At 71.0% G+C, this 19,336-nt stretch carries 16 protein-coding genes; 9 read left to right on the top strand and 7 right to left on the bottom strand.

What is annotated here, in order from left to right:
• Positions 1 to 4 precede the first annotated feature (4 nt).
• Entirely contained in the window at positions 5 to 592 is a 588-nt protein-coding gene (locus tag ACIBQ1_RS36520; protein WP_397283938.1) for a Uma2 family endonuclease, read from the top strand.
• On the opposite strand, the gene ACIBQ1_RS36515 is transcribed toward ACIBQ1_RS36520, so the two are convergent.
• Both ACIBQ1_RS36515 and ACIBQ1_RS36510 read right to left on the bottom strand, forming a co-directional pair.
• On the bottom strand, positions 499 to 2,235 hold the full coding sequence (locus ACIBQ1_RS36515; RefSeq protein WP_397283936.1) for a hydantoinase B/oxoprolinase family protein: 1,737 nt from the start codon (positions 2,233 to 2,235) through the stop codon (positions 499 to 501). The two genes, ACIBQ1_RS36520 and ACIBQ1_RS36515, sit on opposite strands and share 94 nt — an antisense overlap.
• The gene (locus ACIBQ1_RS36510) at positions 2,220 to 4,331 is read right to left on the bottom strand and encodes a hydantoinase/oxoprolinase family protein (RefSeq protein ID WP_397283934.1); all 2,112 of its coding nucleotides are present in this window, start codon (positions 4,329 to 4,331) and stop codon (positions 2,220 to 2,222) included. Before ACIBQ1_RS36510 ends, ACIBQ1_RS36515 begins: the two co-directional genes overlap by 16 nt.
• Before the next feature lie 103 nt (positions 4,332 to 4,434).
• On the opposite strand from ACIBQ1_RS36510, the gene ACIBQ1_RS36505 reads away from it, so the two are divergent.
• From ACIBQ1_RS36505 to ACIBQ1_RS36480, 6 genes are all read left to right on the top strand, one after another.
• The gene (locus tag ACIBQ1_RS36505) at positions 4,435 to 5,904 is read left to right on the top strand and encodes a zinc ribbon domain-containing protein (protein WP_397283932.1); all 1,470 of its coding nucleotides are present in this window, start codon (positions 4,435 to 4,437) and stop codon (positions 5,902 to 5,904) included.
• A complete protein-coding gene (locus ACIBQ1_RS36500) occupies positions 5,904 to 7,577 on the top strand; it encodes a serine/threonine protein kinase (protein ID WP_397283930.1) in 1,674 nt (557 codons plus the stop codon). Before ACIBQ1_RS36505 ends, ACIBQ1_RS36500 begins: the two co-directional genes overlap by 1 nt.
• An 80-nt stretch (positions 7,578 to 7,657) precedes the next feature.
• A complete protein-coding gene (locus tag ACIBQ1_RS36495) occupies positions 7,658 to 8,314 on the top strand; it encodes a response regulator (RefSeq protein ID WP_397283928.1) in 657 nt (218 codons plus the stop codon).
• 70 nt (positions 8,315 to 8,384) lie between these two features.
• Positions 8,385 to 10,448, top strand: a complete 2,064-nt coding sequence (locus ACIBQ1_RS36490; protein ID WP_397283926.1) for a DUF6421 family protein — start codon at positions 8,385 to 8,387, stop codon at positions 10,446 to 10,448.
• Positions 10,445 to 11,074 carry an SDR family NAD(P)-dependent oxidoreductase gene (locus tag ACIBQ1_RS36485; protein ID WP_397283924.1) on the top strand — a complete coding sequence of 210 codons (630 nt, stop codon included), beginning with the start codon at positions 10,445 to 10,447 and terminating at the stop codon, positions 11,072 to 11,074. The genes ACIBQ1_RS36490 and ACIBQ1_RS36485 overlap by 4 nt, the downstream gene beginning before the upstream one ends.
• The gene (locus tag ACIBQ1_RS36480) at positions 11,071 to 12,129 is read left to right on the top strand and encodes a threonine aldolase family protein (protein WP_397283922.1); all 1,059 of its coding nucleotides are present in this window, start codon (positions 11,071 to 11,073) and stop codon (positions 12,127 to 12,129) included. Before ACIBQ1_RS36485 ends, ACIBQ1_RS36480 begins: the two co-directional genes overlap by 4 nt.
• Before the next feature lie 15 nt (positions 12,130 to 12,144).
• On the opposite strand, the gene ACIBQ1_RS36475 is transcribed toward ACIBQ1_RS36480, so the two are convergent.
• Both ACIBQ1_RS36475 and ACIBQ1_RS36470 read right to left on the bottom strand, forming a co-directional pair.
• The gene (locus tag ACIBQ1_RS36475; RefSeq protein WP_397283920.1) at positions 12,145 to 13,572 is read right to left on the bottom strand and encodes a phytoene desaturase family protein; all 1,428 of its coding nucleotides are present in this window, start codon (positions 13,570 to 13,572) and stop codon (positions 12,145 to 12,147) included.
• Positions 13,573 to 13,576: 4 nt separating this feature from the next.
• On the bottom strand, positions 13,577 to 14,200 hold the full coding sequence (locus ACIBQ1_RS36470) for a DUF305 domain-containing protein (protein ID WP_397283918.1): 624 nt from the start codon (positions 14,198 to 14,200) through the stop codon (positions 13,577 to 13,579).
• Positions 14,201 to 14,328: 128 nt separating this feature from the next.
• On the opposite strand from ACIBQ1_RS36470, the gene ACIBQ1_RS36465 reads away from it, so the two are divergent.
• A complete protein-coding gene (locus tag ACIBQ1_RS36465) occupies positions 14,329 to 15,042 on the top strand; it encodes a DUF3105 domain-containing protein (RefSeq protein ID WP_397283916.1) in 714 nt (237 codons plus the stop codon).
• A gap of 68 nt (positions 15,043 to 15,110) precedes the next feature.
• Here ACIBQ1_RS36465 and ACIBQ1_RS36460 read toward each other — a convergent pair whose 3' ends face one another.
• Positions 15,111 to 15,602, bottom strand: coding sequence for an EF-hand domain-containing protein (locus tag ACIBQ1_RS36460; RefSeq protein WP_397283914.1), 492 nt, complete (start codon positions 15,600 to 15,602; stop codon positions 15,111 to 15,113).
• A gap of 85 nt (positions 15,603 to 15,687) precedes the next feature.
• Positions 15,688 to 16,803: an alanine dehydrogenase gene (ald, locus tag ACIBQ1_RS36455; RefSeq protein WP_397283913.1), complete on the bottom strand. Its 1,116-nt coding sequence runs from the start codon at positions 16,801 to 16,803 to the stop codon at positions 15,688 to 15,690.
• Between the two features lie 150 nt (positions 16,804 to 16,953).
• On the opposite strand from ald, the gene ACIBQ1_RS36450 reads away from it, so the two are divergent.
• Positions 16,954 to 17,931 carry an excalibur calcium-binding domain-containing protein gene (locus ACIBQ1_RS36450; protein ID WP_397283911.1) on the top strand — a complete coding sequence of 326 codons (978 nt, stop codon included), beginning with the start codon at positions 16,954 to 16,956 and terminating at the stop codon, positions 17,929 to 17,931.
• Here ACIBQ1_RS36450 and ACIBQ1_RS36445 read toward each other — a convergent pair.
• Positions 17,928 to 19,307 carry an NCS2 family permease gene (locus ACIBQ1_RS36445; RefSeq protein ID WP_397283909.1) on the bottom strand — a complete coding sequence of 460 codons (1,380 nt, stop codon included), beginning with the start codon at positions 19,305 to 19,307 and terminating at the stop codon, positions 17,928 to 17,930. The genes ACIBQ1_RS36450 and ACIBQ1_RS36445 overlap by 4 nt on opposite strands.
• Between the last annotated feature and the right edge of the window lie 29 nt (positions 19,308 to 19,336).

Here is a 19,336-nt window from a genome sequence, read left to right as displayed (position 1 = left end):
CGCAATGGCGACGATCGACCCGGCGGCGGGCACGGCATTTCCTGTCGCGCCGTTCACCGTCGACGACCTGTTCAAGTTCCCCGACGACGGGAATCGTTACGAGCTCTTCAACGGGAGCCTAGTAGTGAGCCCTGCCCCCACCCCCCGGCACCAGCGGGTCATCACCCGGTTGCTGACCATACTCCAAGCTGCGGCACCGCCTGAGCTGGAGTGCTTGACAACCGTCAACGTCAGCCCGAGCAACGAGGATCTCTACATCCCCGACCTTGTCGTCGTGCCCGAGCAGGTGTCTGAGGCGGTTGACCTCATGTACGCGCCCAGCGACCTACTCTTGGCCGTGGAGGTGGTCAGCCCGAGCAGCAAGGCGCATGACAGAGCGACCAAAGTGGCGGCGTACGCAGAGGCGGGTATCCCCCTCTACTGGCGCGTCGAGCCCATGGAGGGGCCGACCGTCTACGTCTACGAGCTCGACGGTCGCACCTACGCAGGACCTGTGGCCTACAAGGCAGGAACCACGGTCGCCTTGTCGTCGCCCTTCCCTGTGAGCTTCGACCCCGCCGACTTGATGCGCCTCCGCGGCTGGAACCCGTAATCTTCGGCTGCTGCTCGGGCCGTGACGCGCCCGGCCTCGATGTCGGCCAGGATCGCTTCGGGGTCGCGTTCGGCGGGCGGGCCGAGCCCCGCGCCGCCCGTCGTCTCCACGACGAACGCCTCTCCGGCCGCGAACCGTACATTGTTGACCTTGGACGCCAGCCGCTCCACGGTCCCGTCCAGGTGGCGCTTGAAGAAGCCGCCGAGCCGCCCCGGCAGTCCGCCGTCACGGCCCGGGGGCGGGAGACGGAGGCGGTCGCCGCGGGTCGTGACGTGGCAGTCGGCGAGGAAGCGGTAGACCGTGCGCGAGCCCAGCCCGCCGCGGAACCGGCCGGGGCCGCCCGAGTCGGGGATGGTCTCGACGGACTCGACGATCAGCGGGCAGCGGCTCTCCACCGGCTCCGCCTGCGGCACCGAGTTGCGGCCGATGCCGAAGTGCACGCCCGTGGCGTCCGGGCCGTCCAGGCCCCGGCGGGCGCCCACGCCGCCGAAGTCGTAGGAAAGGTGGATCCAGTACGGCGCCCCGACGGCGGCGATCGAGAACGGCTGCAGGATCCCGCTGGGGGCGATGGCGCGCTCGGGGACGGCGTCGGACATGGCCTGGAAGACGGCCTCCATGGCGGCGTAGATCGGGACGTACCGGCCGCCGCACGGGTAGGGGGAGCGGGCGTTGAGCAGGGAGCCCTCGGGGAGGCGCACGTCGATGGCCCGCAGGCAGCCGTCGTTCATGGGGATCGTGGGGTCCAGGAAGCAGCGGACGGCGAAGACGGCGGCGGCCAGGGACTGCGAGGCCGAGGCGTTGATCGCGGCCGGGACCTGGGGGCCGGTGCCCGCGAAGTCGAGCACGACTCGTTCGTCGCCGAGGGTGACGGCGACACGGATTTCATGCGATTTTTCAGGATTTATGCCGTCATCGTCGATCGGGTACGCCGCCTCGAACCTGCCCGCCGGCAGCTCGGCCAGCGCCGCGCGGGTCCTGGCCTCGGTGTAGCCGAGATAGTCGTCGACGCCCGCGCCCAGGCCCTCCGCGCCGTACTCGCCGACCAGGGTCTCCAGGCGGGTGGCGGCCACCGCCGTCCCGGCCACCAGCGCCCGCACGTCGCCCATGACCTTGTCGGGGGTACGGCTGTTGGCCCGGAGGATGGCCTCCACGGTCGGATCCAGGCCCTCCTCGGTGGCCAGGCGCACCGGCGGGAGCTGGAGGCCCTCAAGGAAGATGTCCGTGGCCAGCGGGGCCATGCCGCCCGCCGACAGGCCGCCCAGGTCGGAGACATGGATCATGGTGGCGGTGAAGTACGCCGGGGTCCCGCCGACGAAGACCGGGCGGTAGACGAGCAGGTCGTTGGTGTGCACGCCGCCCCGGTAGGCGTCGTTGAGCACGTACACCTCGCCCGGGCTCATCCGGTCCGCGGGGATGTCCTTGAGGAGCTCGGGCAGCGCTACCTTGAGGGCCATGCTGTTCATGAGCGTGGTGGCCATGGACTGGGCGATCAGGCGGCCCCCGGCGTCGAGGACGGCGGCCGAGGCGTCGGAGCCCTCCACGATGAACGTCGAGTACGCGGAGCGGACCACCACGATGCTGGCCTCCTCCGCGGCGACGACCAGCGCGTTCCTGAGCACCTCGGCGGTCAGGGGGTCTGGCATGCGGTGCTCCTGGTGAGGTGGACGGCGCGGGTCGCGGCGAGTGCGGCGGTCCAGCCGGGCGGGACGACGATCGTGGACTCGGCGTCCTCGATGATCGCGGGGCCGGGGAGCGGGGCGCCGGGCATGGTGTCCCTGGTGTGGACGGGGACGTCGGCGTACCCGGCCGTCTCGGGGAAGTACGCCTGCCTTGCTCGCGGCACATCCGCCACCGCCCCGCCCTGGGGTGACTCGCCCCCGGCCATCCCATGCCCGGCCTCCGTTGCGCCTGGCTCCGCCGTGCCGCGCCTCGCCGCACCGGCGCCGGGAGGGGCTGGGGTGGGGGTATGGGGAGACGGGGTGACGGCGGGGGCGGTGAGGCGGATGCGGTAGCTGACCAGTTCGATCTCGCCCCGTTGCGCGATCCCGTACACCTCCTCGTACCGCGCGAAGAACCGGGACGCCAGCACCTCGCGCGAAGGCGTCCACTCCACGGTCAGATCGTGCGACTGGCCCTTGAAGCGGACGTCCACCGACCGCGACACCAGCACCCCGGGGGCCGAAGGCGAGATGCCCAGGTCGGCGGCGGCCTCCTCGGTCAGGGAGGTGAAGACGGCGGAGGGGTCGGGGGCGTCCAGGCGGGACAGGACGCGGTCCGTGGAGAGGGCGCCGGCGAGGAGGCCGGCCGCCGAGGCGACGCCGCAGTGCGCGGGCACGACCACCGTCCCGATCCCGAAGCGCTCCGCCACCCGGGCCGCGTGCATGGGCCCGGCGCCGCCGAAGGCGACCAGGGCGAAGCCGCGCGGGTCGATGCCGCGCTGCACCGTCACCACGTGGACGGCCGAGGCCATCGAGGCGCTGACGATCTCGTGCACGGCGTACGCGGCCTCCTCCCGGGAGACCTCGAGCGGCGAGGCCAGCCGGTCGAGGGCCTTGGCGGCCAGGTCCGGCGTCAGGGGGAGCGAGGCCGAGGAGAGGTAGCCGAGCACCAGGTTCGCGTCCGTGACGGTGGGCTCGGAGCCGCCCAGGCCGTAACAGGCGGGCCCGGGGGAGGAGCCCGCGGAGTGGGGGCCGACGCGGAGCGCGCCCACCGCGTCGAGCCAGGCGACGCTGCCCCCGCCCGCCCCCACCTCCGCCAGGTCGATGGCCGGGGTCTTGATGGGCACGCCGGTGCCCGCCCGCCGCCCGCCGAAGCTGCCCTTGCCGCCGACGTGGAACTCGTGCGTGATCTCGGGCGCCCCGCCGCGCACCACGCACGCCTTGGCCGTGGTCCCGCCCATGTCGAACGAGATCACGTTCGGGAACCCGGTCCCCGCCGCCGCCAGCACCCCCGCCGCCGGGCCCGACTCGATCGTGGCCACCGCGCGCCGGGCGGCCAGCTCGGCGGAGATCACGCCGCCGCTGGACTCCATGACGTGGACGGGCGCGCGGACCCCGATCTCGGCCAGGCGCTCGCGGAGCTGCGAAAGGTACGAAGCCATCAACGGACCGATATATGCGGACATGATGGTGGTGGTGGCGCGCTCGTACTCGCGGATCTCCGGCCAGACCTCCGATGACGTCACCACGTCCGGGACCGACTCGCGCAGGATCTCGGCGACCTGCCGCTCATGGGCCGGGTTGGCGTAGGAGTGCAGCAGGCAGACCGCCGCCGACGTGATCCCGCGGGCGGCGATCGACGCGGCGGCCCGGCGTACGGAATCGAGGTCCAGCGGCGTCAGCACGTCGCCGCGCGCCGAGACGCGTTCCACCACCTCGAAACAGTCGCCCGCGGCCACCGGCGGAGGCGGCGGCGAGAAGCGCAGGTCGTAGCGGTCCTCCTCGACCCGCGCGTAACGGCCGAGCGGGATGGAGGCGCGAAAGCCCTGAGTCGTGACAAAAGCGACCCGGACCCCCTTGCGTTCGAGCACCGCGTTGGTGGCCAGCGTCGTCGCGTGGACCACCCGCGTGACCTGCGCGGGGTCGCGGTCGCCGAGCGCGCGCGTAACGCCGGCCACGATGCCCGCGATGGGGTCGTAGTGGGTGCTCAAACATTTGGCCACGGCAATCGCGCCGGACGTGCCTCCAAGGACCACATCGGTGAAGGTGCCACCGACATCTACGCCGATCGTGTAGCCCACCCAGGTACGTTATGCCCCCTAGCAAGCGCTTGTCTACGTGGTGGTCTATTGACTTACCGCATGTGATTGGGACCCTGGTTTTAGACCTGCGTTTGGAGCGGAGATGGCACGCTTCACAGCTTTTGCCGGTGGCATCGTGGCAGCCCTGGCGCTGATCGCGATGCCGGTCGCGGCCCACGAACACCCGAGCGGCATCACCGACCTGGTGACCCCCGCCGTGGTGCGGTTGGAAGCCGTGTCCCACGTGGAGATCACCCTGCTCGACCATGTCGGCGAGCTCAAACATGTGGAGCGGTCCTACGACATCCCGTTCGCCACGGGCACCGGGACCGTCGTCAACCCCGACGGCACGATCGTCGCGCTCAGGCGCCTGGCGGTGAACCCGAACGACGTCGCGATCTACGCGGCGAACAAGGTCTTCGCCGAGCACCACAAGGTGAAGATCCCCCTCGACTACAAGAAGCACAAGCTCAAGGACGACCTGCTCAACCACCACCTGGAGGAGTGCTACCCGCCGAAGACCTCCACGGCCACCTGCATCATCAACGTGACCACCGAGATCACGGCCTTCCCCAACGTGTCGCCGCCGAGCCCCGACGGCATCAAGGTCAAGTGCATCAAGGCCGGCCCGACGCCCGACAGCCCCGCCGTGCTGGTGCCGGTGACCCCCACGGCCGGAAGCGTCGGCATGCCCACCGCGCCGCTCGCCGACAAGGTGCCCGACCAGGAGGGCGCGCCCACCAACGTGGCGGGCTTCCTCGGCCGGCCGGGCCCGAAGGTCCTGGAGACCGTCGAGATCGCCCACCTGGGCAAGGGCGGCGCGGGCGGAGACGCCGGCAGGCCGTTCGCCGACCCGGAGAAGAAGGTGGACGAGCCGGTCAAGCTGGGCGGGCTCGCGGACAAGGGACTCGTCGGGGCCCCCGTGATCGGCGACAAGAACGGTCACGTCATCGGCCTGCTGGTGGGCGGCGGCAAAGAGGGCAGGATGATCGGCGTCAGGGAGATCACCGCCATCCTGGCCGCCGCCAAGGTGGTGCCGCGCAGAGGCGCGATCGACACGGCGTTCGAGGCGGCGCTGACCCGCTATCACACCAAGTACTACACGGAGGCCGCGCCCGGCTTCCAGCGCGTGCTGGAGCTCTATCCGGGCGACGTGGTGGCCGCCAAGCTGCTGAAGACCTCGCTGGAGAAACGGGGCGGGCCGGAGGACCAGGGCACGAAACAGCCGGCCGGCCCGACCACCCGGTCGACGCCGCTGTGGCCGTTCATCGTGGCCGCCGGAGTCCTTTTCATCGCGGCCGGGGGCGGAGCGTATCTGCTCTGGCGCCGCCGTGCTCCTGAAAAGGTGACAGAGCTGCCAGAGCCGCTGGCGGCGGCCGCACCACCGCTCGACGACGGGGCCAACCAGACCGTGGTCGTACGGCGGTCGCAGTCGTTCCCCATGGTCCCGCAGCAACAGCAGCAGGTGATGACCGCGCCGAACCCGGCGATCAAGTACTGCACCTCGTGCGGCATGCGACTCGGGCCCGCCCATCGCTTCTGCGGCTACTGCGGCCACCCCATCGAGACGTGATGCCATTGAACGAAAGATCGCTCATCGGCCAGGAGGTGGCCGGGTACTACATCGAGGACATCGTCGGCAAGGGCGGCATGGCCGTCGTCTACCTTGCGCTCGACCCCAGGTTGAGCCGCCGGGTGGCGCTGAAGATCCTCAACCCGGTGCTCAGCGTCGACGACCGGTTCAGGCAGCGGTTCATCCTGGAGTCCAGAACGGTCGCCAGCATCGAGCACCCCAACATCATCCCGATCTACGAGGCCAACGCCGACGCCGACGGCGTCCTCTACATCGCCATGCGCTACGTCGACGGGCTCGACCTGCGCCGTCTCATCTACGACCGCGGACCGCTGCCGATCGGCCAGGCGAACCAGATCTTCGCCCAGGTCGCCGCCGCCCTCGACGCCGCGCACGCGCACGACCTGATCCACCGCGACGTCAAACCGGCCAACATCCTGCTGGCCGGCGAGCACGTCTACCTCACCGACTTCGGCATCACCAAGCACCGCTCGTCGATCTCTGGGCTGACCCAGACCGACCAGTTCATCGGCACGCCCCGCTACATGGCGCCCGAGCAGATCAACAAGGAGCACATCGACGGCCGCTGCGACCAGTACGCGCTGGCCTGCGTGATCTACGAGGGGCTGTCGGCGCGGCTGCCGTTCCAGCGCGAGAACGACATCGCGCTGCTCTGGGCCCACCTGGCCGAGCAGCCGACGCCGCTGTCGCAGCTGCGGCCCGAGCTGCCCCCGCAGATCGACGCCGTGATGCTGCGGGCGCTGGCCAAGGCGCCCGAGCAGCGCTACGCCACCTGCACGGAGTTCGTGACCGCGCTGCGCGACGCGATCAGCGGGTATCAGGCCGACCCCGTCAGCGGCCCCCACCTGGTGCCCCGCCAGGGCCCCCACTCCGGCCCGCACCCCGCGCCCTACCCGGCGCCGTACCCCGCGCCCACGACAGGTCCGGGTCCTACGACAGGCCCTGGGACGGGCCCCACGTCCGGGCCTCATCCCGCACCCGTGTTCGCGCCGGTCGGCTCGGACCGGGCGCCCGCGCCGCCCACGCAACCGTCCGTCCTGAAGAAACGCCCCGGGCGCGTCCCGATCGTGGCCGCCACGCTGGTCGCCGCCGTCGCGGCACTCGCGCTCGTCGCCATGATCATCATGAACCACCGCGGCGACACCTGGGCCCGCTACAAGACCAGCGCCGCCGCGCCGCTCACGTTCGAGTACCCGGGTGACTGGACCATACGCACCCACCAGGACCTGTTCGCGGTGGCCTCGCCGCACGCCCAGGAGTTCGAGTCGCTGTTCGTGGCCGGCCCCGGCGCGGACTGGACGGCGATCTCCCAGGTCGTCGAGGACGACCCCGACTCGGCCTCGGGCGTCTACGTCCAGGTCTCCGACACCCTCGACGCCGGCGGCAACTCCGAGCAGATGAAGGCCAAGATGGAGGCCCTGCTGCCCGGCCAGGTCGACGTCGGCAAACCCGTGCAGGACCAGGCGGGCAGCAGCCCCGCCACCCGCTTCGACGGCTCCCTGCACGACCCCGCGACCGGCACCAGGCTGGGCTTCGTCAGCTACGTGATCGACCGCCAGCCCAAGACCATGCTCGTGATGTACTTCTGCGCCAAGACCACCTGCGACGACGCCACCCAGACCCGCATCCGGCAGAGCGTCCGCGTGTCGTGACTTGTGACTCACTTGCGTGCGGCTTGGCCTGGGTGTTCGAGCGGTGTTCAAGGAGGGGCCCGGCGTCTACCCTCCGGCTTGTGAGCATTCGCATAGTCATCGCCGACGACCAGGCGATGGTCAGGGCCGGGCTGCGCATGGTCGTCGACAGCGACCCCGGCATGGAGGTGGTCGGCGAGGCGTCCGACGGGCGCGAGGCCGTCGCCGTGGCCAGGCGTACGCGGCCGGACATCGTGCTCATGGACATCTCGATGCCCCGGCTCGACGGGCTGGCCGCGGCCGGGGAACTGCTCGGCGACCCGTCGCCGCCCAAGGTCATCACGCTGACCACGTTCGACACCGACGAGAACCTCTACGCCGCCCTGCGCGCCGGGACCAGCGGGTTCCTGCTAAAGGTGTCGCCGCCGGAGCAGCTCCTGGAGGCGATCAAGGTGGTGCACTCCGGTGACGCGCTGCTCGACCCGGCCGTGACGCGCCGGGTGATCGCCACGTTCGCGGGCCGGGCCGAGCCGACGCCCTCGCCCCGGCTGGCCGACCTGACGCCGCGCGAGTTGGAGGTGCTGCGGCTGCTGGCACGCGGCCTCACCAACGCGGAGATCGCCGGGGAGCTGTACGTGGGGGAGGCCACGGTCAAGACCCACGTGGCGCGGGTGCTGATGAAGCTGTCCTTGCGCGATCGGGCGCAGGCCGTGGTGTTCGCGTATGAGACCGGAGTGGTCCGGCCGGGCGCCGCCTGAGGGTTTGGCGGGCACGCGGTGCCCTTGTGTATATTTTCCGTCAGAAGGCGGTAGAAACAGGAGATATTTCATGCAAGCGTTCCCTCGGGTGCTGTTCGACGAGGCTCACAGCGAGTCGTGGACCGTCCGGCGCGAGGTGGCCGAGGCCATCAACCCCGCCCATCCCGACGACAACAGCTACGCCCGCGCGGCCGGGCTGCTGCGGCACCTGGGTCACACGGTCGGCGTCCACACGTCCGGCGCGCTCACGCCCGAGGCGCTCGCCGAGCGGGACGTCCTGGTGATCGCGCACCCGTCGGGGGAGCGGTGGGAACGCACCATCGGGCAGGGCAGCCCCGTCTTCACCACCGCCGAGCTGGACGCGATCGAGTCGTTCGTCGCCGACGGCGGCGGGCTGGTGGTGCTGGCCGAGGAGGAGCAGGACAAGTACGGCAACAACCTGCGTGAGCTGCTCGGGCGGTTCGGGGTGGGCGTGAGGCACGCCACCGTGCGCGACCCGAGGCACGCCCACCGGGACGTGGCCACCTGGGTGCTCGCCGAGCCCGCGACCGCCTCCGGCCTGGTCGCCGGGGTCCGCACGGCCTGCTTCTACCGCACCGGCGTCCTCACCGTCGAGGGCGAGGGCGAGGTGCTGTTCGCGACCTCGCCGGCCGCCGACCCGGCGGGAGCGCCGCTGGCCGTCGCCGTCCGGTACGGCAGGGGGCGCGTGATCGCGTTCGCCGACTCCGACCTCTTCGGCGACGACTCCATCGAGGACTACGACCACCGCCGCCTCTGGGGGAACGTGATCACCTGGGCCGCCCGCGTCCCCGACGCCGACGGCGCCGCCGGGCCGCGCGACGAGGCCAAGGCGGCCCTGTTCACCCGGCTCAAGGCGGCCGTCGAGGAGCTGCGGCCGCTCCAGGTCAAGGACGGCTCGGTGCCGGAGGAGAAGGAGCGGGCGAAGGCGCTGGTGGCCGGGATCGGGGCGCGCCTGGGCGAAATATCGCCATATTTCCCGCATGACGCCGCGTACCTCCAGGCCGTCCGGGACGACCTGGCGAAGTGGGCCGAGCAGGACCTCGGCGTGCCCGACTTCCTCGACTCGCTCGACCTCTTCCACCCCGACACCCAGCGCGAGGACGGGCTGGAGCACGTCGTGGTGTTCCCCATGTACACCCAGAACGGCAACCCCGGCCGCAACCTGGAGGCCGTCTGGATCCGGACGATCTGGCCGGACTGGCTGGCCGAGCTGGAGGCGGGCGGCTACGACAACCCGATGTTCGTGCCGATCGCGTTCGAGGACTTCACCTCCGGCTACGACACCCACTCCGCCGTGCTGTTCCCCGAGACGGTCGCGGTGCGGCAGGCTCCGGCGCGCTTCACCTGGGGCGGGATCTTCGCCGACCGTGAGGCCGCCAGGTTCAGGCGGGTGTCGCGGGCCGCGGCCGAGACGCTCAAGCTCGACCTGCCGCCGGACGCGGCCAGGCTGCTGGCCTCGCAGCGGCTCGCGCAGGACACGTTCGTGCTCTGGGACCTGGTCCACGACCGCACCCACAGCCACGGCGACCTGCCGTTCGACCCGTTCATGATCAAGCAGCGGATGCCGTACTGGCTGTACTCGCTGGAGGAGCTGCGCTGCGACCTGACCGCGTTCGGCGAGGCCGTCAAGCTGGAGGCGCGGGGTGTGCCGCACGCGCGGTACGTACAGGTGGCGATCCTGTTCGACCGGCTGTTCAGGTTCCCGATCACCGGGGAGCGGGTGCGGAACTACGACGGGCTCGGCGGGCAGTTGCTCTTCGCGTACCTGCACCGCAACGACATCGTGCGCTGGACGGACAACCGGCTCACGATCGACTGGGAGCGGGTCGCGGACGGGGTCGCCGATCTGCGGGGCGAGGTCGAGAAGCTGTATCGCGACAGCATCGACCGGTCCAAGCTGGCGCACTGGCTGGCGGCGTACGAGCTGGTGAGCGCGTACGTGGCGCCGCACCCCGGCTCCGTCTGGGCCAAGGGCGTCCAGGCGCTGCCGGAGGAGCAGAAGGCCAAGGTGGACGCGGTGCTGCCGGACGAGTTCCCGCTGAGCATGTTCTACGAGGCACTGCGCCGTAAGCTGACCGAAGTGGTCGAATCGACTAAGGGACTGCGCGCATGATCATTCTGGTTACGGGTGCCGGGGGGCCGACGGGTGAGGCCGTGTCCGGATATTTCCGGGAAAATGGCCACACGGTGATCGGGGTCGACAAGGAACACGTCGACCTGCTCGACCGCGTCGCCGTACAGGGCCTGGCGGACTGGATCGAGCGCGAGCACGGCCGCGTGGACGGCGTGGTGCACCTGGTCGGCGGCTGGCGCGGCTCCGACTCCTTCGCCGAGACCAGCCTCGACGACTGGGACCTCCTGCACGACCTGCTGATCCGCACGCTCCAGCACGTGTCGCTGGCCTTCGAGCCACTGCTGCGGCACAGCGACAACGGCCGCTTCGTGATCGTCTCGGCCAAGGCGGCCGAGCGGCCCTCCGCCGGAGGCGCCGCCTACGCGGCGGCCAAGGCGGCGGCGGAGGCGTGGACGCTCTCCCTCGCCGACTCCTTCTCCGGCACCGGCAACGCCGCCACCATCCTGGTGGTCAAGGCACTGGTGAACGACGCCATGCGGGCCGAGAAGCCCGGCGCGAAGTTCGCCGGCTTCACCGACGTACACGACCTCGCGAAGGCGATCGGCGGCCTCTACGACCGCCCCGCCGCCGAGATCAACGGCACCCGATTGGACCTTACTGCGTGACTTCCCGGCACGACCCCCGGCTCAAGGCGTTCGCCAGCGACAACTACGCCGGGGTGCACCCCGAGATCCTCCAGGCCATCGCCGCCGCCAACGGCGGCCATCAGATCGCCTACGGCGAAGACGTCTACACCGAGGCCATGGGGGAGGTCTTCAAACGGCACTTCGGCGACCAGGCGCAGGTCTGGCCGGTCTTCAACGGCACGGCCGCGAACGTCGTCTCCCTCCGTTCGATGACCGCCCACTGGGAGGCGGTCATCTGCGCGGAAAGCGCCCACATCAACACCGACGAGGGCGGCGCGCCCGAGGTGGCGGGCGGCATCAAGCTGCTCACCGTGCCCACGCCCGACGGCAAGCTCACGCCGGAGCTGATCGACCGGCAGGCGTGGGGGTTCGGCGACGTGCACCGGGCGCAGCCGCGCGTGGTGTCCATCTCCAACACCACCGAGCTGGGCACCCTCTACACGGTCGAGGAGATCGCGGCGATCTGCTCGCACGCCCACGACCTGGGGCTGCTCGTCCACCTCGACGGCTCCCGCCTCACCAACGCCGCCGCCGCCCTCGACGTCCCGCTGCGCGCCCTCACGACGGACGTGGGGGTGGACGTGCTCTCCTTCGGCGGCACCAAGATCGGACTGCTGTACGGGGAGGCGATCGTCGTCCTCAACCCCGCCGCCGCCAGTGGGATCGACTACATCCGCAAGACGTTCATGCAGCTGTCGTCCAAGATGCGCTTCGTGTCGGCGCAGTTCGATGCGCTGCTGTCGGGGGACCTGTGGCTGCGCAACGCCCGCCAGGCCAACGCCATGGGCCGGCGCCTGGCCGAGGCGGTCGGCGGCATCCCCGGGGTGAGGCTGTCGCGCCCGGTGGAGGCGAACGCCGTCTTCGCGATCCTGCCCCGGGACGTGACGGAGCGGCTGGCCAAGCGGTTCCGGTTCTACACGTGGAACGAGGCGACGGGGGAGGTGCGGTGGATGTGCGCCTTCGACACGACGGAGGCCGACGTGGACGCCTTCGCCGCCGCGCTGGCCGAGGAAATGCGCACCGCCCACCCCTGACGCCACCAGGACATTTCAGCCACCGCCCATCCCCGGGCCGGGCTTCAGGGCCAGGCGGGCCGCCTGCCAGCCGCCCATCCCGTGGACCGACGGGCCCGGTGGGGTGGAGGCCGAGCACAGGAAGACGCCCGGCAGCGGGGTGCGCCACGGCGCCGGGGACCAGACGGGGCGGCGGAGGAACTGGACGAGGCTGGTGACGCCCCCGGTGACGTCGCCCCCCACCAGGTTCGGGTTGGCGGCCTCCAGGGCGGCGGGGCCCATGACGTGGCGGGCCAGGACACGGTCGCGGAAGCCGGGCGCGTACCGCTCGATCTGGGTCTCGATGACGTCCGTCATGTCCACGGTCGAACCGCTGGGCACATGGCAGTACGCCCAGAACGTGTGCCCGCCCCTCGCCGGGTCCGCCGCGTACGGCTGGACCGCCAGCACGTACGGCCTGGGCGAGTGCCGGCCGGCGGTCGTCTCCGCCTCGCTCAGCGTGATCTCCTCCAGCGTCCCGCCCAGATGCACGGTGCCCGCGTCCGCCACCGCCGGGTCCCGCCACGGCACCGGCCCGTCCAGGGCCCAGTCCACCTTGAAGACGCCGGGGCCGTAGCGGAAGCGGGCGAGCCGCCGCCGGTAGCCCGCCGGGAGGTCCGCCATCGCGAGGAACTGCCGGGGCGACACGTCCAGCACCACCGTCGGCGCGGACAGCTCCGACAGCCGGCGCACGCGGTGGCCGGTGACCGCCTCCCCGCCCAGCGACCTGAGCTCGGCCACCAGCGCGTCGGCCAGCACCTGTGACCCGCCCCGTACCAGCGGCCAGCCCACCAGGTGGGCCAGGGAGGCCAGCATCAGCCCGTACCCGGCGGTGATCGGCGCGCGCAGGTCCCGTACGGAGTGCGCGGCCATGCCCGCGATGAGCGCCCGGCTCTCCACGGTCCTGAACGCCCGCCGGGCGAACGTCGTCGCGGGCAGGGCCGCGGCCATCCCGAACCCGGCCGCCCGCGCCAACTCGCGCGGCGCCGCCGCCGTCGGCCGCCACGGGCCGAGGGGCTTGAGGAGCAGGTCCACCAGCGGGAACCCGGCGCGGGCCGCCGCCCCCACGGTCGCCAGCCACGCGCCCGCGTCGCGTCCCAGGCCCTGGGCGGTGCGGTGGGCGTCGCGGTGCACGAGTACGGCGGGACGGTCGTCGAGCGGATGGGCCACGGGCACCGGCGGATGGACGAACTCCACGCCCGGCAGCTCCAGCGCCCGGAACGCGGGAGACGCCACGGCCATCGCCATCACCGTCGCGCACAGGTCGTGTACCCGCCCGGGCAGTGTCAGCTCCCCGGAGCGCAGCCCGCCGCCGAACCGGTCGGCGGCCTCCAGCAGCAGCACCCTGCGCCCGGCGCGGGCCAGCGTGACGGCGGCGACGAGCCCGTTGGGCCCGGAGCCGACCACGATCGCGTCGGCGTCCACGGCCTTACTGGGGCTTGAGGATCGACGGGAACGGCTGCGCGCTCCGCTGCTCGAGCAGCTCCGTCATGAGCTTGATCTCCCCGCTCTGCCCCTGGACGATCTTCTGCGCCATGCTGACGACCTCGGCGCGCGTGGACAGCTTCAGCAGCCCTTCGGACATCTGCACGCCGCCCTCGTGGTGCCGGATCATCAGCTGCAGGAACAGCACCTCGGCCTGCGTGCCCTGCGCCTGCTTGAGCTGGGTCAGCTCCTGCGGCGTGGCCATGCCGGGCATGGTGCCGGGCGTCGCCGTGGTGGTGCCGGAGTGGCCGTGGCCGCTCATCCAGGCCATCGGCCGCTGGTCGGTCGCCTGGTCGAGACCCCACTGCTGCAGCCAGCCCAGGAACATGCCGCGCTGGTTGGCCTGGGTGTTGATGATGTCGAAGGCCAGGTTTCTGATCTCCTTGGCCGGGCCCTTGTCCCGGACGATGAACGCCATGTCCACGGCCTGGGCGTGGTGCGTGGCCATGTCACGGGCGAATCCGGCCTCGGGCGAGGTGTCGCCGGGCGTGCCGTCGCGGCCGAACAGGAAGAATGCGGCCAGGGCGAGCACGAGCACGCCGCAGACGATCAGGATGGGTTTCCTCACGGGTTTTTCCATGGCGCGTCCAGCGTACCCACCCAGGGCGTCGTGATCGGACGCTTATGAGCGCCTTATTCTCCGCATACCCCAGGAGGCAATAGGGTGACCGGAGTTGGCACGCCGATGGAGGAACGATGACGAAGGAGAAGGCGCAGGCGAGGCGCGAGCATCTTGCGAAGATGCGGGCCGAGCAGCAGCGCAAACAACGCCGCGCCGCGCTGCTCATGTGGGGATCGGGCGGCCTGATCATCGTGGTGCTCGTCGGTGTGGTCGGCTTTTACCTGGTCAAGCAGGCCCAGGAGACCTCGCTGGACGCTGTGTCCAATTACAAGTACGAGGCCGGGCAGCACGTGTGGAACGCCGTCACGTACAAGGAGAACCCGCCGGTCGGCGGTCAGCACAACAACTACTGGCAGGCGTGCTCGATCTACGACAAGCCCATCCACAACGAGCACGCCGTGCACTCCCTGGAGCATGGGGCCGTCTGGCTCACCTACCGGCCCGACCTGCCCAAGGCGCAGGTCGACAAGCTGAAGGAAGTGGCGTCGTCCACGGGGCAGCAGGACTACATGCTGGTCAGCCCGTACCCCAACCTGCCCGCGCCGGTGGTCGCGTCGTCGTGGGGGCACCAGCTCAAGCTGAACGACCCCGCCGACCCGAAGCTGGGGGCGTTCATCAAGAAGTTCCAGAACGGGAGTGACACGCCGGAGCCCGGCGCGACGTGTGGCGGCGAGGACGCCATCACGACGACGTCCGACCAGGCGCCGCTGCCGCCGGAGCCGACGGGCAACCAGCAGCAGCCGCCGATGGAGACCATCTCGCCGGCGCCCACCCAGTCGCAGAAGTAGCCGGACGCGAGGAGCGGCGCGCGTGTGGCCCTTTCGGCGGCACGCACCCCGCTCTCCGGCCAGAGACGTCAGATCCCGTCGATGAGCAGGCCCTGGCGGGCGCGGGCATACTCCTCGAACGAGATGCGGCCGTCGCCGTCGGCGTCCACGCGGGAGAAGGCCGCGGCGAGGTCGGTGTCCGCGCGGTTCCAGACCGTGCGGAAGTCCTCCATGGTGATCCACCCGTCCTTGTCGCGGTCGGCGACGGCGAAGGTGGCCCGGGTGATCGGCGCGAGCACCGCTTCGAGCGCGCCCGTGCGTACCAGCGACTCGAAGGACTTGACGTACTCCTCCTTGCTGATCCGCCCGTCGCGGTCGGTGTCGAGGGCCCGGGCGTGGGTGTCCCAGGCGTTCAGGAACGCGTTGACGACGGCCTCGGCCTCGGGCGAGTCGGCGCGCACGCCGGTCTGCTCCAGCCGCCGCTGGGCCAGCGCCAGGTAGTCGTATCTGGTCAGGAAGCCGTCGCCGTCGGCGTCCAGGTCCTGGAAGTTGCGCTCCGCGCTCTCGCGGAAGCTGCTCATCTGCGCCATCGTGACTCCGATTGATTACATTAAGTAGTCTATTGCTACTTAGCGTAACTCGCGTCGGGTGTGATGGACAGAAGGCTCACGAAAGAGCGTGTTCGAGGGCCGTCCACTCCAGACCGTGCGCCTCGGCCACCGGGCGGCTGGTCAGGTGGCCGTCGTGGGTGCTCAGGCCCAGCGCGAGCGCCGGGTCCTCGCGCATCGCCCGCTTCCAGCCCAGGCCGGCGATGGCCAGCGCGTACGGCAGCGTCACGTTCGTCAGCGCGAACGTCGAGGTGTGCGGCACCGCGCCGGGCATGTTGGCCACGCAGTAGAAGATCGAGTCGTGCACCCGGTACGTGGGCCGCTCGTGCGTGGTCGGCCGGGAGTCCTCGAAGCAGCCGCCCTGGTCGATCGCGATGTCCACCAGTACCGAGCCCGGCTTCATGCGGCTCACCAGGGTGTTGCTCACCAGCGTCGGCGCCTTGGCGCCGGGCACCAGCACCGCGCCGATGACCAGGTCGGCCTCCGTCACCGCCTGCTCGATCTCCAGCATGTTGGAGGCGACGGTCTGGCAGTGGCCCTGGTAGATCAGGTCGGCCTGGCGCAGCTTGTCGATGTTGTTGTCCAGCAGCAGCACCTCGGCCTGCATCCCGAGGGCGATGGCGGCGGCGTTCATGCCGGACACGCCGGCCCCGATGACCACGACCTGCGCCGCGCGCACGCCGGAGACGCCGCCCATCAGCACGCCCCTGCCGCCCCCCGAGCGCATCAGGTGGTACGCGCCCACCTGCGGCGCCAGCCGGCCCGCCACCTCGGACATGGGCGCCAGCAGGGGCAGCGCCCCGTTCGCCGTCTGGACGGTCTCGTAGGCGACGGCGGTGCAGCCCGAGTCGAGCAGGGCCTGCGTGCAGGGCCTGGAGGCGGCCAGATGCAGGTACGTGAACAGCACCTGCCTCTTGCGCAGCCGGTGGTACTCCTCCGGCACCGGCTCCTTCACCTTCATGATCATGTCGCTGGTCGCCCAGACCTCGTCGGCGTCGGGGACCATGACGGCCCCGGCCGCGGCGAAGTCGTCGTCGGGGATCGCGGAGCCGACGCCCGCCCCCTCCTCCACGAAGACTCGATGGCCGTGACGCGCGAACTCGTGCACTCCGGCCGGGGTAAGGGCCACCCGATATTCGCTGTTCTTGAGCTCTTTCGGAACACCGACTTTCATGGGCGAACTCTTCTCGCTCTGATGCGTTTGGACCTCCGTTCTTCCCCTCTCCCCCGAATAGGCGACGATTATCGGGCTGATTACCCGGGTGTCGCGGTACCTCGGTAGGCTCACCGGCAGTCCGAACGTCAGGATGGGATCTTCATAGAGATGGACAAGCCGGAAGAGCCGCCACCCGCGGACCCGGGGGAGGCGAGGGCCAGCAAGGCCACCACCATCTTGCTGATCGTCTCGCTCGTGCTCGTGGTGCTGGTCGCGGGCGTGGTCGGCTCGATCGCCGTCCTGATGACCAAGAATCCCGACACGCCGCTGTTAGGCGCCGCGCCGGCGCAGCAACTGGCCGTGCCCGTCCACTTCGCCCCCGTCCGGGAGACCAAGGCCGCGCCGTGCCCCGGCGCCGCGGCCGTGCTCGACGAGGAGCAGAAGAACTGCTACCTCCTGGAGGACGGCGTCACCGTCGACTCCGTGCAGCGGATCGAGCCGGTGCGCGAGAAGGACGGCCAATACTCCGTGCGCATCGCGATAGCCCCGCGCTTCAAGGAGCGCCTCGTGCAGCTCATCGACGAGCTGGTGCCCGACCAGCGGCAGGTGGCCATCGTGCTCGCGCCGGTGCAGCCCGACGCGCCCAAGGTCGTGGTTGCCGCGCCCATCGTCACCCAGTACATGGACGGCGACAGCATGAGCATCGCGGGCTTCGAGAAGGAGGAGGCCGACGCGCTGGTGACCCGCCTGCTGGGCGCCACGCCGGGCGCGTCCGCACAGCCCACGGGCCCGGCCACGCAGCCGCAGCAGCCCGGCGGCACCCCGCCGCAGACCCCTCCGGCCCAGCAGAACCCCAACCCCGGCACCACGACCAACCCGGGCAGCACCAACCCCGGCACCACCAATCCCGGCACCACCAATCCCGGCACCACCAACCCCGGCACCACCAACCCCGGCACCACCAACCCCGCCGGCACGAGCCCCGCGTCGGGCCCCCGCCGCACCCCCGACAAGCGCTACGCCGGCTGCAAGGAGGCCGTGGCCGCCGGAGACGGCCCCTACTTCAAGGGCACCCACGAGGAATACTCCTGGTACGTGGACGTCGACGGCAACGGCGTGGCCTGCAACAGCGGCGACATCCGCTAACCGAACAGCTCCTCCAACCAGTCGATCGCGAAGAAGGCCAGGAAGATCAGCGAGACGATCCAGAGCAGCCACGGGATCTCGGAGAAGCGCCCCCTGGCGGCCTTGACGAGGGTGTAGGCGATCACGCCCGCGCCCACCCCGTTCGTGATCGAGTACGTGAACGGCATGAACGCGATCGTCAGGAACGCCGGCACGGCCACGTCCAGGTCGTCCCAGGGCACGTTCCTGCTCTGCGTCATCATCAGCGCCCCGACCAGCACCAGCGCGGGCGCGGCAGCCGCGGCGGGCACCACCGTGGCCAGCGGCGTGAACAGCAGCGTCAGCCCCAGCAGCGCGCCGGTCACCACGCTGGCCAGGCCGGTCCGCGCGCCCTCGCCGACGCCGGCGGCGGACTCGACGAAGACGGTGTTCGCCGAGGCGCTCATCGAGCCGCCCACCATGCCCGCCACGCCGTCCACGGTCAGGACCCGGCCCAGCCGGGGCACCTGGCCCCGCTCGTCCACCATCCCGGCCTCGTCGCTCACGCCGATGATCGTGCCCATCGCGTCGAAGAACCCCGACAGTACCAGCGTGAACAGCACCACCGCCGCCGTCAGCGCCCCCGCCCTGGCGAACCCGCCGAACAGGTCGAACGCGCCCACCAGCCCGAAGTCCGGCGCCGCGATCAGGCGCTCCGGCACCCGCGGCGTCACCACGCCCCACGACCCGGGCGGGACCGTGGCGACCGAGTTGACCAGGACCGCCAGGGCCGCCGTCACGACGATGCTGATCAGGATCGCGGCCGGGGTCCTGCGTACGAACAGGGCGATCATCAGGAGCAGGCCGAAGCAGAACACCACGACCGGCCAGCCCGTGAGGTGGCCCGTGGTGCCGAGCTGCACGGGCGTGCCGGTGCCCCGCGTCACGAACCCGGCGTCCACCAGGCCGATCAGGGCGATGAACAGCCCGATCCCCACGCTGATGGCATGTTTGAGCGGGAGCGGGATGGCGTTCATGATCAGCGTGCGCAGGCCCGTCACGGCCAGCACGATGATGACGAAGCCCTCCAGCACCACCAGGCCCATGGCCTGGGCCCACGTCATGTGCGGGGCGGCCTGGTAGGCGACCACCGCGTTGAGGCCGAGCCTGGCGGCCAGGCCGAAGGGGGCGTTGCCGATGAAGGCCATCAGCAGCGTGGAGACGGCCGCCGCCAGCGCGGTGGAGGTGGTCAGCTGGGCGATGGAGAGCCGGGCGCCCGTGACGTCCTTGGCGCCGGCCAGGATGATCGGGTTGAGCAGGATGATGTAGGCCATGGCCACGAACGTGGTGATCCCGCCACGCACCTCGCGGCCGACGGTCGTGCCTCGCCCGGTGAGCTCGAAGAATCGGCCGAGCACCCGCCATCCCCCTTCGAATGGTCAAGGGG

The sequence above is a fragment of the Nonomuraea sp. NPDC050153 genome (genome assembly GCF_044460125.1).
GTDB lineage: Bacteria > Actinomycetota > Actinomycetes > Streptosporangiales > Streptosporangiaceae > Nonomuraea.
This window is presented reverse-complemented; position numbering and strand designations above follow the sequence as displayed.

Excerpts from the sequence above, each read along its gene's own strand:
- ACIBQ1_RS36500 (WP_397283930.1), top strand. The coding sequence starts at position 5,904 with ATGCCATTGAACGAAAGATCGCTCATCGGCCAGGAGGTGGCCGGGTAC.
- ACIBQ1_RS36465 (WP_397283916.1), top strand. The coding sequence starts at position 14,329 with ATGACGAAGGAGAAGGCGCAGGCGAGGCGCGAGCATCTTGCGAAGATG.
- ACIBQ1_RS36505 (WP_397283932.1), top strand. The coding sequence starts at position 4,435 with ATGGCACGCTTCACAGCTTTTGCCGGTGGCATCGTGGCAGCCCTGGCG.
- ACIBQ1_RS36520 (WP_397283938.1), top strand. The coding sequence starts at position 5 with ATGGCGACGATCGACCCGGCGGCGGGCACGGCATTTCCTGTCGCGCCG.
- ACIBQ1_RS36460 (WP_397283914.1), bottom strand. The coding sequence starts at position 15,602 with ATGAGCAGCTTCCGCGAGAGCGCGGAGCGCAACTTCCAGGACCTGGAC.
- ACIBQ1_RS36485 (WP_397283924.1), top strand. The coding sequence starts at position 10,445 with ATGATCATTCTGGTTACGGGTGCCGGGGGGCCGACGGGTGAGGCCGTG.
- ACIBQ1_RS36515 (WP_397283936.1), bottom strand. The coding sequence starts at position 2,235 with ATGCCAGACCCCCTGACCGCCGAGGTGCTCAGGAACGCGCTGGTCGTC.
- ACIBQ1_RS36450 (WP_397283911.1), top strand. The coding sequence starts at position 16,954 with ATGGACAAGCCGGAAGAGCCGCCACCCGCGGACCCGGGGGAGGCGAGG.
- ald (WP_397283913.1), bottom strand. The coding sequence starts at position 16,803 with ATGAAAGTCGGTGTTCCGAAAGAGCTCAAGAACAGCGAATATCGGGTG.
- ACIBQ1_RS36490 (WP_397283926.1), top strand. The coding sequence starts at position 8,385 with ATGCAAGCGTTCCCTCGGGTGCTGTTCGACGAGGCTCACAGCGAGTCG.